The 15,123-nt window shown below is 72.8% G+C and carries 11 protein-coding genes and 4 pseudogenes; 3 read left to right on the plus strand and 12 right to left on the minus strand.

Features of this window, described 5'->3' with window-relative positions:
* Nucleotides 1-7 precede the first annotated feature (7 nt).
* Together ACFY4A_RS09035 and ACFY4A_RS09040 are read right to left on the minus strand one after the other, a co-directional pair.
* Nucleotides 8-667 (minus strand): TetR/AcrR family transcriptional regulator, encoded by a 660-nt coding sequence (locus ACFY4A_RS09035; RefSeq protein ID WP_390828744.1) that lies wholly within the window; start codon nt 665-667, stop codon nt 8-10.
* A gap of 821 nt (nt 668-1,488) precedes the next feature.
* On the minus strand, nt 1,489-2,427 hold the full coding sequence (locus ACFY4A_RS09040; protein WP_390828745.1) for a diiron oxygenase: 939 nt from the start codon (nt 2,425-2,427) through the stop codon (nt 1,489-1,491).
* Nucleotides 2,428-2,580: 153 nt separating this feature from the next.
* On the opposite strand from ACFY4A_RS09040, the pseudogene ACFY4A_RS09045 reads away from it, so the two are divergent.
* Nucleotides 2,581-3,692, plus strand: a pseudogene (locus tag ACFY4A_RS09045) (diiron oxygenase).
* Between the two features lie 119 nt (nt 3,693-3,811).
* On the opposite strand, the pseudogene ACFY4A_RS09050 reads toward ACFY4A_RS09045, so the two are convergent.
* From ACFY4A_RS09050 to ACFY4A_RS09075, 6 genes and pseudogenes are all read right to left on the minus strand, one after another.
* Nucleotides 3,812-4,147, minus strand: a pseudogene (locus ACFY4A_RS09050) (DUF3291 domain-containing protein); the annotation flags it as partial.
* 123 nt (nt 4,148-4,270) lie between these two features.
* Nucleotides 4,271-5,740, minus strand: coding sequence for a penicillin-binding transpeptidase domain-containing protein (locus ACFY4A_RS09055; protein ID WP_390828746.1), 1,470 nt, complete (start codon nt 5,738-5,740; stop codon nt 4,271-4,273).
* Between the two features lie 19 nt (nt 5,741-5,759).
* Nucleotides 5,760-7,121, minus strand: a complete 1,362-nt coding sequence (locus ACFY4A_RS09060; protein ID WP_390828747.1) for an FtsW/RodA/SpoVE family cell cycle protein — start codon at nt 7,119-7,121, stop codon at nt 5,760-5,762.
* 43 nt (nt 7,122-7,164) lie between these two features.
* Nucleotides 7,165-7,614 (minus strand): SH3 domain-containing protein, encoded by a 450-nt coding sequence (locus ACFY4A_RS09065; protein ID WP_390828748.1) that lies wholly within the window; start codon nt 7,612-7,614, stop codon nt 7,165-7,167.
* A gap of 238 nt (nt 7,615-7,852) precedes the next feature.
* On the minus strand, nt 7,853-8,608 hold the full coding sequence (locus tag ACFY4A_RS09070; RefSeq protein ID WP_390828749.1) for a hypothetical protein: 756 nt from the start codon (nt 8,606-8,608) through the stop codon (nt 7,853-7,855).
* Nucleotides 8,609-8,746: 138 nt separating this feature from the next.
* The gene (locus tag ACFY4A_RS09075; protein ID WP_390828750.1) at nt 8,747-9,253 is read right to left on the minus strand and encodes a protein phosphatase; all 507 of its coding nucleotides are present in this window, start codon (nt 9,251-9,253) and stop codon (nt 8,747-8,749) included.
* A 273-nt stretch (nt 9,254-9,526) separates the two neighbouring features.
* On the opposite strand from ACFY4A_RS09075, the gene ACFY4A_RS09080 reads away from it, so the two are divergent.
* A complete protein-coding gene (locus ACFY4A_RS09080; protein ID WP_390828751.1) occupies nt 9,527-10,339 on the plus strand; it encodes a nuclease-related domain-containing protein in 813 nt (270 codons plus the stop codon).
* A 51-nt stretch (nt 10,340-10,390) separates the two neighbouring features.
* Here the strand turns inward: ACFY4A_RS09080 and ligD are convergent, their stop codons facing one another.
* Nucleotides 10,391-11,272: a non-homologous end-joining DNA ligase gene (gene ligD, locus ACFY4A_RS09085; protein WP_390828752.1), complete on the minus strand. Its 882-nt coding sequence runs from the start codon at nt 11,270-11,272 to the stop codon at nt 10,391-10,393.
* 93 nt (nt 11,273-11,365) lie between these two features.
* Between ligD and ACFY4A_RS09090 the strand changes: the two genes are divergently transcribed.
* Complete coding sequence (locus ACFY4A_RS09090) at nt 11,366-12,442, plus strand: Ku protein (protein ID WP_390828753.1); 1,077 nt, start codon at nt 11,366-11,368, stop codon at nt 12,440-12,442.
* Nucleotides 12,443-12,508: 66 nt separating this feature from the next.
* Here ACFY4A_RS09090 and ACFY4A_RS09095 read toward each other — a convergent pair.
* From ACFY4A_RS09095 to ACFY4A_RS09105, 3 genes and pseudogenes are all read right to left on the minus strand, one after another.
* Nucleotides 12,509-12,685, minus strand: a pseudogene (locus tag ACFY4A_RS09095) (beta-ketoacyl-ACP synthase); the annotation flags it as partial.
* Nucleotides 12,685-13,212, minus strand: a pseudogene (locus ACFY4A_RS09100) (class II glutamine amidotransferase); the annotation flags it as partial. The pseudogenes ACFY4A_RS09095 and ACFY4A_RS09100, both read right to left, overlap by 1 nt.
* A 321-nt stretch (nt 13,213-13,533) precedes the next feature.
* Nucleotides 13,534-15,123, minus strand: a 1,590-nt coding sequence (locus tag ACFY4A_RS09105) for a helix-turn-helix domain-containing protein (RefSeq protein WP_390828754.1), incomplete at its 5' end; no start/stop codon positions are given.

A 15,123-nucleotide genomic window follows, 5' to 3' on the forward strand; every position in this document is an offset into this window, starting at 1 on the left:
ACCAGTGTCAGCCATCCGCCGAGGCCAGGGCGCGCCCCACCAGCCCGGCGGTCTGCGCGTCCCGGGCGGCGGTCACGGTCAGCACGGCCACGAACTGCTCGACCAGCCAGTCCCGCAGTTCCTCGGCGGGCGGCTGCTTGTCCTCGTCCAGCCAGATCAGGGACGCGGCCTCCACGGCCGTGATCCACATCCGCACGGTCATGCGCAGCCGGGGGCCGGGGTCCGTGACCTCCAGATGGCTCAGGATCCGCTCGGCGGCGGCCCGGCGCACGCCGTCCACGATGGCCGTCGTCCGGGAGGTCTCCACCACGCTGCCGCCCTGGAGCAGCGCGGTGAACCCGGCGTCGTGCTGGTCGACGAAGGCCAGGTACCGGTCCAGGGCGTGGGCGAGGCGGGGCAGCAGCGGGCCCTCCTGCGGCTCGTCGAAGCAGTACCGCAGTTCCTCGGCGGCGGAGCGCAGGGCGGCCTCGTACAGCTGCTGCTTGCCACCCGGGAAGTACCGGTACACCAGCGGGCGCGACACCCCCGCCGCCTCCGCCACGTCGTCCAGCGACACCTCCTCGGGCGCCCGGTGCGCGAAGAGGGACAGTGCCGCGTCGAGCAACTGGGCCCGCCGCTCCTCGACACTGAGGCGACGGTACGCGGGAGTGGACGCGGCAGGGCTCATGACCAGCAGCGTAATCGCCCCCTCCACCCCACACCCACGCCCATGCCCCGAAGCCCGACGGACCGGCCGCCCCGCTCCGGACCTGCTGCCGCCGGACCGGGCGTGGCGTACCGGGGCGGTGTACCGGGGGCGCGAACCGGTCATGGCGGAGCAGGGGCGCGAACCGGGGGCGCCGGGCTGGGGACGCCGGGCCGGAGGGTGCGGGGCCGGGCGGGCGACCCGGGCGAGAGAACCGGGGGCGGGCCGGGGCGGCGGACCAGGAGTGCCGGACGGGGGCTGCCGGACCACCGGAGCCACCGCCGTGCCGTGCGCCGTCGTGCCGTGCGCCGCCGTGCCGCGCGGCTACCGCTGCCCCGCGTGGCCCGCGGCCTCACGCGGGAGGGCCGGACCTAACGGCGTCCAGGTGCCGCGCGGCTCCTGCGCGGCTTCCCGGCCCGGCGCCGGGCCGGGCGTGGCCCGTGGCCCCCGCGTGACGGCAGCTTCCGCCGGTCACGCGGCTTCGCTTGCCACGCGGGTCGGCGCAGCCCGCGGGCGCACGGCCCGGTGCGGGCCCGTGGTGCCGCCCGGGGTGTTTCGGGTTGTGTCCGCGCCGGGGTTCCTCACGTGCCGCGGGCAGCGCTGCCGCTTCGGCGGCAGGACGGGCCGGATCCGCATGGACGTCGGCGGCGCCGGACGCGGGGGGAGCCGGCGGTCCGCTCACTGGTCGCCGGGACGTCGACACGGACGGGTGCCGGGGCCCGACCCGCGTCGAGGCCGGTGGCTCCGGGTATCGGGTGGGGTCTCCGGTCTGTTCAGCGTTGGCGGGGAGGATGGGGTTCGGGTCAGGCCAGGAGGCCTGAGGACTGCCAGAGACGGCGGCCGACACCGCGGAGGACGCCGATGTCGTCCAGGAAGTCCGTCAGCCGCTTCGCGCCCGTCTGCATGACCTCCCGCCGGTGCCCGCACGCCTTCACCTGGGCCATCGCCTCCCGCTTGTCGAGGCCCACGTTCGTGTACACCTCGGGGTTGACGAAGGCGACCGAGAAGACCCGGGCGAACTCGCCCGAGGTGATCCGCGTGAACTCCTGCGACCACTTCGGCGCCGTCATCATCTGCCGGCGCAACTCCTCGCGGGCGTAGCGGACATGGCGCGCCTCCTCCACGACGTGGATCCGCGTGACGCCCCGGATCAGCGGCTGCACCCGCTCGTCCGGGAACGTCAGCCGCTGCATCCAGTCCAGGACCTCCTCACCGAGCAGGGTCGCGGTGAAGGACCCGGGGGTCGTGGAGATCGTCTTGAAGAGCCGGCCGAGGTTCTGGTGCGCCCGGCTCACCGGGTACCAGGGCGTCTCGCCGCGCGCTATCACGCGGGCGAACATCTTCGAGTGCCGGCACTCGTCCTCGATCTCGGTCAGCGCGTACCGCACGTGCGCGCTCGTGGCCGCCTTGTCGTAGATGTGCCGTACGAGCAGCTGCATGAGGATGAGCTCGAACCAGATGCCGAGCGAGGCGAGCGCCGCGGCCTCGTGCCGGGAGAGCAGGATCCGCTGCTCCTCGCCCATCCGCTTCCACAGCGGCGTGTCGTACAGCGACACCAGCTCCGGTGGCCAGAACCACTTGCCCTCCTCGAAGGGCGCGTCCCAGTCCAGTTCCTCGTCCGGGTCGAAGGAGTGCTTGGCGGAAGAGTCGAGCAGCCGCTCGGCCACCTGCTCCCGGTCCTTGAGCAGGCCGAGCGCGTCGCGCAGACCTGCGAGCGCGCCGTCTTCCGTCACGGTCGTCATGGCTGTCCCACCTCGTCGTACGGGATGTGGCTGGGTCGGCTGGTTACCCGGGGGTCAGGTTCTCCCGCCTCCTATGAGACTGTCTGTCAGCAAGCTCGTCAATCCCTTGCGCACGACTTGTTGACTCAGCGTCTACGTGTGAACCTGCGAAGTATGCCGACCTACGACCTGTACGCCAGGAATCCGGGGGACTCGCACTGGCAGATCCCCGCGACCGGCGCGGCTCGGTTCAGTTGGGAGTACGACGACGGCCGCGACCGCCTCCTCGCCCTCTACCAGAAGGGCAAGGACAAGCAGTGGGACGGACAGAAGCGGATCGACTGGGACCTGGAGGTGGACCCGTACGACCCGCTCGGCACCCCCGAGGAGGCGATGACCCTCTACGGCACCCCGCACTGGGCCAAGATGACCGACCGTGACAAGGGTGAGCTGCGCCGGCACTTCGCGTCCTGGCAGTTCAGCCAGTTCCTGCACGGCGAGCAGGGCGCGATGATCTGCGCCGCGCGGATCGTGGAGTCCGCCCCCGACCTGGACGCCAAGTTCTACTCGGCGACCCAGACCATGGACGAGGCCCGGCACGCCGAGATCTACGGCCGTTTCCTGCACGAGAAGATCGGGATGCTGTACCCGATCAACGACAACCTCCAGTCCCTCCTCGGCGACACCTGCGCGACAGCCGCTGGGACATGCCGTACCTGGGCATGCAGGTACTGATCGAGGGCCTCGCCCTGGCGGCCTTCGGCATGATCCGCGACACCACGGACAAGCCCCTGCCCAAGCAGATCCTCGCCTACGTCATGCAGGACGAGGCCCGCCACGTGGCCTTCGGCCGCATGGCCCTGCGCGACCACTACCGGCAGCTCACCGACGCCGAACTGCGCGAACGCGAGGAATTCGTCATCGAGGGCTGCTACTTGATGCGCGACCGCCTGCGCGGCGTGGAGGTCCTGGAGAACTTCGGCATCCCCAGGGCGGAGGCCGACGAACTCAGCGAGCGCTCCGAATTCCTCAAGCTTTTCCGCCGGTTGCTCTTCAGCCGCATCGTCCCCTGCGTCAAGGACATCGGCCTGTGGGGCAAACGCCTCCAGCAGGCCTACGTCGACATGGGCGTCTTCGAGATGGGCGACTCCAACCTGGACCAGCTCATGGCCCAGGACGAGGAGATCGCCGAGAAGCTGGACGCGGAACGCTTCGCGGCCGAGGAGCGGGAGCGGGTGGCGGAGGTGGAGGAGGCGATCGAGGAGGGGCAGCGCCTCACCGGCTGATCCCCCGGCTCACCGGGCGCCCCGCCGGTCACCGGCACCGCCCGCCGGGGCGGGAACGACGCCCGCAGGGTGAACGCGTACCCCGTCGGACCGTGCGCACGGAGGTGGAGGAGCCGTTCCTCCGCCTCCGCCACCGTCGGGCGGTGACCCGCCGGAACCCACCACAGGGCGGTGGCCGCTTCCAACGGCCGCTCGAACCTCCCCACTGCCTGAACGGCGTGGGGGAGGGAGCCTCACCCGGCGGCGGGCCGGCATCTCACGGTGCCGTCCCCGGTACGTGTAGGCCGTCAGGGCGTTCGGGTCCCGCGCCACGACATGCCGATGATCGGCCACGCGTCGCCGAAGACCGCGACGTCCGTCGCGTTGCCGGAGTCGCTCCGCAGCGGCCAGACGAAGCCGTCCGCGGCGTCCGCGCCCGGCCTCGCCGGGTCGAGCGCGTCCACGAAGTCCTTCAACTGTGGTGAGTCGAGTGGTTCGTTGAGACGTGCAAGGTTGACCCGGGCGAGTTCGTACGCCGGTGCCGGAATCGTCGCGCCGGAACGGTAGGGCGGCCTCAGCCCACCCCCGGCACCCCCGTCTCATTTGGCGGGCGCCGCGTGCAGCACCGTCTGCATCACCGCCTTGGCGATCGGCGCCGCCGTACCGCCCCCGCTGATGTCACCCCGCCGCGCGGACGCGTCCTCCACCACCACGGCGACGGCGACCCTCGGCTCCATGTCGCCGTCGCCCTGCGCCCAGGAGACGAACCAGGCGTACGGCGTACCGGCGTTGCCCAGGCCGTGCTGGGCGGTGCCGGTCTTGCCGCCCACCGTGGCCCCGGGGATCGCCGCGTTCCCGCCGGTGCCCTCGGTGACCACGCCGGCCATCAGCTCCCGCAGCCGCGCCGCTGTCGTCGGACGCATCACCTGCCGCGCGGGCCGGGAACCGGCCGCGGAGATCGTGCCCCCGCTCCGGCGCGTGGTCCGCTCCACGAGGTACGGCGACCGCACCCTCCCGCCGTTCGCGACCGCCGCCGCCACCACCGCCATCTGAAGCGGAGTGGCCCGCGTGTTGTACTGCCCGATCGACGACAGCGCGAGCTGCGCCCGGTCCACCCGGGTGTCGAAAGTGCTCGGCGAGACCGAGAAGGGGATCCTCACCTTCTTGTCGTTGAAGCCGAACCCCTCCGCCGCGGCCCGCATGCCCCGCACCCCCGCGTCCACGCCCAGCTTCGCGAACACCGTGTTGCACGACCACTCGAACGCATGCCGCAGGGACGCGTTCTCGCAGTCGTCGGCCTCGTTGTACAGCCACGTCGTCGTGCCCGGCAGCAGGTACGGGTCCGGTGAGTCGGTCGGCTCGTCCAGATCCCGCACCACGCCCGCGTCCAGCGCGGCCGCCGCGGTGACCACCTTGAACGTCGACCCCGGTGGATACGTCTGCCGCACCGCCCGGTTCAGCATCGGCTGCTCCGGGTCCTCGTTCAGCCGCGCCCACACCGCCGACACCGCCGGCCTGTTCCCGGACAGCAGCGAGGGGTCGTACGAGGGCGTGGACACCAGCGCCAGGATCCGCCCCGACGTCGGCTCGATCGCCGCGACCGCCCCCTTGCGTCCGCCCAGCCCGTCGAACGCGGCCCGCTGGGCGGCCGGATCGATCGTCGTCACCACATTGCCGCCCGGGCTCTGCCCGCCCCTGAACCCCCTCCACGGCCCGAACCCGGCGAGCATCGGATCCGAGCCCGACAGCACCGCGTCCTCGGAGTGCTCCAGGAACGTCGTCCCGTACAGCTGCGAGGCGAAGCCGGTAACCGGCGCGTACAACGGCCCGTCGGTGTAGGTCCGTTCGAAGCGCAGTTGCTCCCGGGTGTCCTTGGAGCCGGTGACCGGCCGGCCGCCGACCAGGATCTCGCCGCGCGGCTGCTGGTAACGGGCGATGGTGGGGCGGCGGTTGGCCGGATTGCCGCCGTACTCCGGGCTCTGGAGCACCTGCAACCAGGCGATGTTCACCAAAAGCGCCACCAGCAGCAGCACGCAGAAGGCCGCGGCGTGCCGGATGCACCGGGTCAACGGACGGCCTCCTCGCGGGTCACGGGGCCACCGTCCCGTCGTACTCCCGGCGTGCCACATGGCTCACCCGGATCAGCAGCGCCACGATCGTCCAGTTGGTCACGACCGACGAGCCGCCCTGCGCCAGGAACGGCATCGCCAGTCCGGTCAGCGGGATCAGGCCGGTCACCCCGCCGGCGATCACGAACACCTGGAGCGCCACGAGCGAGGCGAGCCCGATCGCGAGCAGCCGGCCGAAGGGGTCGCGCAGGGCGAGGCCCGCCCGGTATCCACGCTCGACGAGCAGCGCGTACAGCAGGAAGACCGCGGACAGCCCGGTCAGACCCAGTTCCTCCCCGGCGGTGGCCAGGATGAAGTCCGACTTGACGGCGAAGCCGACGAGGATCGAGTGGCCGAGGCCCAGCCCGGTGCCGGTCACACCGCCCGCCGCGAAGGAGAACAGCGACTGGGCCACCTGGCCGGGTCCCTGACCGGCCTCGATGGACGCGAACGGGTGCAGCCACTCCCCGAACCGGCTGTGCACGTGCGGCTCCAGCCAGCCGACGGCGACCGCGCCGGCCGCCGCGAGGAGCAGCCCGACGGCGATCCAGCCGGTGCGGCCGGTGGCCACGTACAGCATGACGACGAACAGCCCGAAGAACAGCAGCGAGGTGCCGAGGTCGCGTTCCAGGACCAGCACGCAGACGCTCAGCAGCCAGATCGTGACCACCGGTCCCAGCACCCGGCCGGTGGGCAGTTGCAGCCGCCACACCTGGCGGCCGCTGTAGGCCAGCGCGCTGCGGTTGGCGGCCAGGTACGCGGCGAAGAACACCGCCAGCAGAACCTTCGCGAACTCGCCCGGCTGGATGGAGAACTCGCCCAGCCGGATCCAGATCCGGGCGCCGTTGACGGCGGGGAAGAAGATCGGCAGCGTGAGCAGGGCGAGCGCGGTGGTGACACAGACGTAGGCGTAGCGCTGGAGCAACCGGTGGTCGCGCAGCACGAGCACCACCAGGATGAACAGCCCCACGCCCAGCGTGGACCACACCAGTTGGGCAGGCGCGGCCTCGTCGCCCGGTGTCTCCAGGTCGAGCCGGTAGATCAGCACCAGGCCCAGCCCGTTGAGCAGTACGGCGATGGGCAGCGGCAGCGGGTCGGCGTACGGCGCGCACAGGCGCACCGCGATGTGCGCGACCAGCGCGAGCACGCCGAGCCCTGCGCCGTAACCGGCGGCGCCGGGCGGGACGGTGCCGTTCCGAGCCAGGCCTACGGCGCAGTAGCCGCAGACCGGCAGCAGGACGGCGAGGACGATGAGGGCGAGTTCGACGCCGCGGCGCCGGGGAAGGCGGACGGCGGGCGCGGACGGGGCAGCCGCTGCCTCGGTGGTTCCGGCCTGGGTCATATCCGGAATCTACCCAAAAGGCGATGCTTGTCCGCCTTGCGTGTCAGCACCAGCGTGGCGTGGGCCCGATGTTGGCGATGTAGCGCGCCGAGCCCCACGCCCGGACGCCGTCCGAGAGGAGGTACCACACGCGGTTGCCGTTCACCGGCCCGCCCAGCGTCTTGCAGTGGATCCACACGAGCCGGCCCGGCCGGGCCACCCGCAGCACCCGGCTGCCGCGGTCGGGGAGGGTGCGCAGGGCCAGCCCGGAGCGGGCCGTGACGACGCCCCGGTAGAAGCGCGGGTGGCGGTGGTCGGGGGCGTCGCTGTTCTGCCGGGCCGTGCTGTGGTGGGGTGTCGTGCTGTGCCGGGGTGTGGTGCTGTGCCGGGGGGTCGCTTTCTGGTTGCCGCTCCGGCCGTCGTCGGCGACGGCGGGTGTCGCGGCGACCGTGGAGAGGAGTGCGCCGGTGGCGGCCGCCATGGCCAGTCGGGTGAGGGGGGAGCGCAGGGACATGGAGTACCTCCACCTGAGTGGCGAAGCCCATCGAAGCCGGGCGGATCTGACTAACCGCCACATTAGGAGTGCCGCGTCCCGGAGGCCCGTCACACTGCGCCATCGGGGCGCCGCCGTCCGAGGGGGCGTCACCCCCGTGCGGCGGGGCGCCGCCCGGGACGGGTCACCCGGACGCGGTGCCGGCCGGTCCCGCGGTACCCGGCCCCGCGTCACCCGCGCCACGGCGCCCGCGCCGGCGTCACCGGGCGAGGGACGGGGAGGGAGCGCGGGTGGGCGGGAGCGGGGACGCGGCGAGGTGCGAGTGGGTACGCGCGTGCGTGGGCCGGTGCCGGCCGGTGCGCAGGAACTCGTCGCGCGAGAACACCATCGCCCGCTGCTCCGGGTCCCAGGACCACGTGGTGCGGTACTCGTACCCGGCGATCCCGGCCGGCGAGCGGATGATCACGGCCCGCCCGGCCAGCTCCACGCCGATCACCGCGTCGTCGTTGGCGAAGACCTGCACCAGCCGGTGCCCCTCGAAGGTGTAGACGCGCACCGCGGTCTGGTTGGTCGGGTGCAGCCGGAAGCTCAGTGCCATGTCGTCGTGCCCGTCACCGGTGAGATCCCGGTAGTACGGCCGCATGACCGGACACCGCGACGGATCCTTCCCCCGGCCGCACTCCGCGAGCCGGACGGCCGTGTCCTGGTACGGCGCCTTGGCGCTCGTGTAGGCGTCCGGATGCACGGCCACCTCGGCCCGTACGACGGCCACCGGGTCGACCTCGTGGATGTCGTCGCCGAGGGCGGTGACGCCCTCGACCGTCTCGTTCTGTATCTCGTCGTAGGGCCAGGCGGGGCTGGCCGCCGGGCGCAGCGAGGGCCACAGCCGGGCCGGACTGACCGCGGTCGGCGTGGGCCCCGCGCCGCGCAGCCCGCCCGCGTCGCCGCAGGCAGCCGTCGTCGCCGTCAGCAGGGTGACGAGGGCGGTGGCCAGGGCGGGGCGTCTGCGGAACACGTTTCTCCGGTGGCTGGAGGAGAGCTGGGGGAGGGGTAGTGGCGCGGGTGACAGCCTCGTACACCCTATTCGTTTCGTATGGAAGTCCCTTTTGCTCACGGGGTTTTCGTTTCTCGCGTACGCAGCCGGGTGAAACGGTTACTCGGCCAGCTCCTCCAGCAACCGTGCCGTCGACAGGCCCGTCCGCAGATAGTCGACGAACAGCTCGTTGTGCAGTGCCCAGGGGGAGCGGCGGGCGCGGACCAGCCGGATCGCCTCGTCGGCGGAACGCCCCTGGCGGACCAGCGCGTGCGCGACCACCAGCCCCGAGCGGTTGTACCCGGAGTAGCAGCGCACCAAGATCCGGCGGTCCTGGTCCAGCGCGTCACAGGCTGCCCGGGCCAGCCGCATCACCCCCGCGAGCTGCGTTCCGTCCAGCGGCCCGTCGGGTATCGGCCACACATGGTGCTCGACACCCGGGTCGGGCCCGTGCCCCGGCAGTCTGAGCAAGGTCTGCACAAGATCGAACTCATCGCGCACGACGGCGAGTTCCAGTTGCCCGGAGGGCGCTCTGAACTCGTGCCCGCCCATCCACAGGCCGGGCACGATCTCGCTCCACGGGCTGTCCGGAGCCGGTACGTCGGGCTGCTTCCTGCGGGTCCGCAACGGCGCCTCCCCAACCTCCCCCTCCCAACAAGAGCCCGTCCTCAGGCTCCCGCCTGCCTGGCGGTGTCCGGCACGCACGCTCGCGGCGTGCCCGACCACCCACGTGACTGCGCCACGAGGGCGCTCCGGCGCCTTGCGATCGCACACACCGGACACCGCCAGGCCCGCCCTCCGGGCGGACGACGGGAGTCTGCCGACAGGCTCTCTCAAGGTAGCCGGGTTCTTGCCCCGGGAGCACCCCGCCTGTTCCCATGGTCGTGGGGGTGATGATGCATGAGCGGACACCGCGGACTGCGCGTCATACCGACCTGGCGCCACGGACAGGAACGGCTCTACGTCTGCCGGCCCGACGGCAGGAACATCGCCTGGTACGACCGTGAGGCCGCCCGGGTCAACCTCCTCAGCGAGGACGAGCAGGACGACGTGCTCCAGGCCCTGGGCCCCTTCCTCACCGGCCCGGTGGCGGTGGGCCCGCCCCCGGTGCCCACCCCCGCCGAACTCGCCCGCCTGAGCCTGCACCCGGACGACGACCTGGCCCCCAACCGACCCGGCGAGGCGCTGCTGATCGCCCTCGACCGGGAACCCGCCCCCGCCCACCGCCTCCGCCCGGACCCGCGCCGCCGCGCCCTGACCGCCGAGCAGACGGTGGGCGAGGCCCTGGACCACCTCGACGGCGCCGGCTGGCACGCCCTCCACTCCGTCCCGCTGCCCGGCGGTGACCGCATCCACCACCTGGTCATCGGCCCTGGCGGCCTCTTCGCCGTCCACGCCCTGTACGCGCGCAAGCAGCGCGTCCGCATCGACGACCCGATGGTCGCCCTTGGCCGCCACGACCCGGCCCCCCTCCTGCGCGACCTCCGCAGCCGGGCCGACCGGGCCTCCTACGCCCTGACCGCCGAGGTGCGCCCCATCCTGGTCCTGACGGACCCGGGCGCCCTCCGCGTCACCGCCCCGCCCAGGGGCGTACGCGTCCTCGAGCCCGCCGACCTGCGGGACCTGACCCGCCTGGGCGGCCTGCTGAAACCGGCGGACGTGGAAGCACTCCACGCGATGGCGAGGGACCGCAGGACGTGGGAGCGGGTGTGACCGGACGGCCGGGTCCCTGAGTGGGTGTGACCGGACGCCCCGGTTCCCCCTTCACGGCAGCACGGCCGCACGCTCAGGGGCCAGCAGCGGAGCCAGCAGGTCACCGTGGTCCCGCAGCCGGGGCACGATGTCCGGCGCCCGGAACTCCAGCCGCCCCGGCGCCCGGCACCCCGCCACCTCCTCCCAGGTGACCGGCGCCGAGACCAAGGGCTCCCGGCGGGCCCGCAGCGTGTAGGGCGCGGCCGTGGTCTTCCGCGCCGCGTTCTGACTCCAGTCGACGAACACCTTCCCCGGGCGCAGACTCCGCGTCATCCGGTGCAGCACCAGCTCGGGCATGGCACGCTCCGCCTCCACGGCGAGCCCCTTCGCGTACTCGGACGTCCGCGCGCTCGAAGCCCCCCGCACCGCGGCCAGCAGATGCAGCCCCTTCGATCCGGACGTCTTCGCGTACGCCTCGATCCCGTCCTCGGCCAGCCGCTCCCGCAGCCACAACGCCACCCGGCAGCAGTCCACCACGCTCGCCGGCGCCCCCGGATCCAGATCGAACACCAGCCGGTCGGCCGCCGCGGGCGCCTCGACCACCCACTGCGGGGTGTGGAACTCGGTCACCAGGTTGGCCGCCCACATCAGACTCGGCAGATCCTGCACCAGGACCATCCGCGCCGCCCCCGTCGACCTCGGCACCTCGGCCGTCGTCACCCACTCGGGCGTACCAGGCGGCACGTTCTTGGCGAAGAACACCTGCCCGTCCGGCCCGTCCGGGTACCGCAGGAAGGACAGCGGCCGGTCCCGCAGATGGGGCAGCAGCGCGTCGGCGGTCGTCGCGTAGTAGTGCAGCACCTCCCCCTTGGTGAACCCGGTCGCGGGATACAGCACCTTGTCCAGGTTGCTGAGCGCGAGCCGTCGCCCCTCCACCTCCGTGATCGGCGCCATACGATAAGAAAACCATGGAAATCACGTAAACCATGACAAGTAGATCAAATAGATCAAGCAGATCGTATTGATCCGATCCGGAAGGTGCTGCACGTGCGATCCATTTGGAACGGCGCCGTCTCGTTCGGCCTGGTCAGCATCCCGATCAAGCTCGTGAACGCGACCGAGAGCCACACCATCTCCTTCCGCCAGATCCACACGGAGGACGGCGGCCGCATCCGCTACCGCAAGGTGTGCGAACTGGAGGAGCGCGAGGTCACCCAGGCGGAGATCGGCAAGGCCTACGAGGACGCGGACGGCACCATCGTCCCGATCACCGACGAGGACCTGGCCCACCTGCCGCTGCCCACCGCGAAGACGATCGACATCGTGGCCTTCGTCCCGGCCGACCGGATCGACCCGCTCCAGATGGAGAACGCGTACTACCTGGCCGCGAGCGGCGCCCCCGCCGCCAAGCCGTACACCCTGCTGCGCGAGGCCCTCAAGCGCAGCCGGAAGGTGGCGATCGCGAAGTTCGCCCTGCGCGGCCGCGAGCGCCTGGGCATGCTCCGGGTGGTGGACGACGTCATCGCCATGCACGGCCTGCTCTGGCCCGACGAGATCCGCGCCCCCCAGGGCGTCGCCCCGGACGTCGACGTCACCGTCCGCGACAAGGAACTGGACCTCGCCGACGCCCTCATGGACACCCTGGGCGAGGTCGACCTCCGCGACCTCCACGACGAGTACCGCGACGCGCTGGAGGAGGTCATCGCCGCCAAGGCCGCCGGTGAGGCACCTCCCGAGGCCCCCGAACCCGCCCCCGGCGGCAAGGTCCTCGACCTGATGGCCGCCCTGGAGAAGAGCGTGCGGGCGGCCAAGCAGTCCCGGGGCGAGGAAGTGGCGGAGGAGGCCGGGGAGCCGGCGGAGGAGGCCGAGGAGGCCGAGGTCAGGCACCTTCCGCGCGGCAAGCGGACCGGCGCCGCGGCCAAGAAGACGACCGCCCGGAAGCCGGCCCCCGCGGCGAAGAAGACCGCCGCGAAGAAGACGACGGCCGCCGCGAAGAAGTCCACGGCCGGCAGGTCCAAGGCGGCGCAGTCGTCGCGGTCCGCGAACAAGACCGCGTCGACCGCCAAGAGCACGACGAAGAAGACCCCGGCGAAGAAGACGGCCTCCCGCAAGCGCACCGCGTGAGGACCGGCCCCGCGCGACTCCCGCCGCACGGGGCCCGTCCCGTCACCGGACGTCACCGGGCCCCGGTCAGCGCACGCGCCGCAGCGCCGGCACGGCGTTGTGCCCGCCGAACCCGAAGGAGTCGCTGAGCACCAGGTCGCCGTCCCGCGGCAGCGCGCGGGCGGCCCCCGTCACCACGTCGAGTCCGATCTCCTCGTCGACCTCCGCGCACCCCACGGTCGGCGGTACGACCCCGTGGTGCAGGTGACGAGGACCAGGTTGAGGGCGTAGACGGGCAGGTGCCCGGTGATCCAGCGCGCGGCCCGCGCGATGCCGGCGGTGACGTCTCCGCCGTGTTCGCGGGTCTCCCGGGTGACGAGGGCGAAGAACCGCTCGGAGTCGGTGTCGCCCTTGACCAGCGACCGGTCCTCGCCCAGGTGGTCGTCGAGCGCGTCGAGGCCCTCGATGACCCCGTTGTGCGCGAACAGCCGCCCTTCCTGTTCGAAGGGGTGGGTGTTGCGGGCGTCCAGGCCGCCGGTCGAGGCGAAAGGCACATGGGCGAGGAAGGTGGCGGACTCCACCTGCCGGGCGTCCTCGGCGAACGCGCGGTCCCGGTAGGCGGCGATCGGCGCCTTGTCGACCCGCGGTCCGCGGTCCGCGGTGAAGTACCCCAGCCCGGTGCCGTCCGGATCACGGTGACTCTGCCGGCTGAGGCTGTCCGGGGCGTCCAGCAGCCAGAAGGTGGCGCGGGTGCGCCGCGGCGCGCTGCTGAGTCCGAACAGACGGCACATCGGGTTCCTCCGCGGGTTGTGGGACGGCCCAGGCCGGCGAAGGTGCGTGACCGGCGGCCGCTCCGGCCGAAGACCTTCTCCGTGTTCCATGCCACCAGGTCGCGAACCGGGCCGTCCGTGAAGATCCGCCTGTCCTTGTTCAAGAGCACGGGGAGTACCCGCGGCAACGCGCAGTCCGGCTTCATCCGCGGCGTCGACGACGCCGTAGACCGTTTTCACCGGACCTTGGTAGTCCACCTGGACAGCCCGGCACCGCGCCGGACGCCGTCCACGGAAGGAGCGGCGAGAGGCTGAGCCCCGGCGATCACGGTACGGCGGTGGTCAGGAACGCGGCGGCTCGCCGTGCGCGGGTGTCTCGCCCATCGCCATGAGCTGGAGCCGCAGCGCCAGCCGCAGACGGGGCGAGGAGAGGTCGAGCGGGACGGCCTCCTCGAGCTTGCGCAGCCGGTAGCGCAGCGTGTTCGGATGGACCCGCAGGTGCCGTGCGGCGCTTTGCGGGTCGCCGAAGTGGTCGAGCCAGGCCGCGAGGGTGGTGAGGTACGGCGTGCCGTGATCCTCGTCGTGTGCGCGCAGCGCGGCGAGCGGCCCGCCGAGCAGCCATGTGTCGGTACCGACGGCGGCCTTGGCTCGCTCCACGACGACGGCGTCCCAGGCGTCCTCCATCAGCACGATCCCCCTCCCGTGGGCGAGAGGGAGCCGGCCGGCGCCGATCAGCCGGTGGAGCTCGACCGCTTCCGCCGTGGAGCGCGGCAACTCGTCGGGGGAGCGGGCGGGGCAGCCCGCGGCGGCGTACAGACCGGGGTCGTGCGAGCGTGTCTCGGCGAGCACGTGCCGGAGCCAGTCGACGGTGCCGGCGTCGGCCCGGGCACCGGGCGCGGCCCGCCGCCCGCCCCGACCCCGATCGGTGACCACGCCGAACAGCAGCCCGTCGAGGTCGGCGAGCAGTGGCTGGTGCCAGCCGAACCGGTGGGCGACCGATTCCCACAGGTCCAGCTGCCTGCGTACGTCCTCCGTCCCGCCGGCCGACGACCCGAAGGCCACCACCCGCCAGGGGCCGGCCGGCAGCGCGGCGGCCGCTCCCGGCCCCCGGTCCGGGACGGCGCCTTCGCGCAGCGCCGCCCGAAGTTGCCCGGCCGACACCCGCCGTGCGATGCCTGCCTCGGCGCGCAGCCGCAGCAGATGCAGGGCCAGGACCGAGGCCACATCGCCGAGCTCGCGGACGCGCTCCGGCGGAACCGGCGACTTGACCACGGCCCAGATCGATCCGAGCCACTCGCCGCCGGCCCGCACGGGGATGATCAGCCTGGGCAGGATGCCGTCGGGACCGGCGGGGGTCCGGATGGGGTCGCTGGAGCGTGCCAGCCGGCGGAAGACGCCGGTGGCCCGGAAATGCGTCAGGGTCTCCGCGGGGACGCGCCGCCCCACGATGGTGGAGACCCGTGCCGGGTCGGTGGTGTCCTGCCGCGCGGAGTAGGCGAGTACGCGGGACTGCGCGTCCTCCACCGTCACGGGCGCGTCGATGATCTCGGCCGCCGCGTCGGCCAGTGCGAACAGGTCGCTGTGCGGACCGGGGGTGCCGAGCGCGCCGGTGGCGGGCGCGGAGGCCCGGTCGATGACACCGCGCAGCAGCCAGACGACGTGCGCCCACGAGGTGTGCGGTTGCAGTTCGACCAGTGCGGGGCCCGCCAGCCTCCGGGCCGCGCGCACCACCTGCGGGTCGCGCGGGGCGGGTCCCCTGAGCACGAGGCCCGCGGCCCCTGCCCCGGCGGTCCGTTCCAGCAGGGCGAGGGTTCCGGCCCGGTCCGTCACGCCCACTCCCAGGACGAGTTCCCCGGGCCGGCCCGCGGTGTCACCGGGCTCGGCCAGGGCGACGTCGTGCACCTCGGCGTTCCCGGCCGCAAGGACCGTACG

The sequence above is a fragment of the Streptomyces sp. NPDC001292 genome, from assembly GCF_042896465.1.
Taxonomy (GTDB): Bacteria; Actinomycetota; Actinomycetes; order Streptomycetales; family Streptomycetaceae; genus Streptomyces.

What these genes read in the sequence shown, in the direction of transcription:
- ACFY4A_RS09035 (WP_390828744.1), bottom strand. Translation starts at nt 667, where the DNA reads ATGAGCCCTGCCGCGTCCACTCCCGCGTACCGTCGCCTCAGTGTCGAG.
- ACFY4A_RS09040 (WP_390828745.1), bottom strand. Translation starts at nt 2,427, where the DNA reads ATGACGACCGTGACGGAAGACGGCGCGCTCGCAGGTCTGCGCGACGCG.
- ACFY4A_RS09060 (WP_390828747.1), bottom strand. Translation starts at nt 7,121, where the DNA reads ATGACCCAGGCCGGAACCACCGAGGCAGCGGCTGCCCCGTCCGCGCCC.
- ACFY4A_RS09065 (WP_390828748.1), bottom strand. Translation starts at nt 7,614, where the DNA reads ATGTCCCTGCGCTCCCCCCTCACCCGACTGGCCATGGCGGCCGCCACC.
- ACFY4A_RS09080 (WP_390828751.1), top strand. Translation starts at nt 9,527, where the DNA reads ATGAGCGGACACCGCGGACTGCGCGTCATACCGACCTGGCGCCACGGA.
- ligD (WP_390828752.1), bottom strand. Translation starts at nt 11,272, where the DNA reads ATGGCGCCGATCACGGAGGTGGAGGGGCGACGGCTCGCGCTCAGCAAC.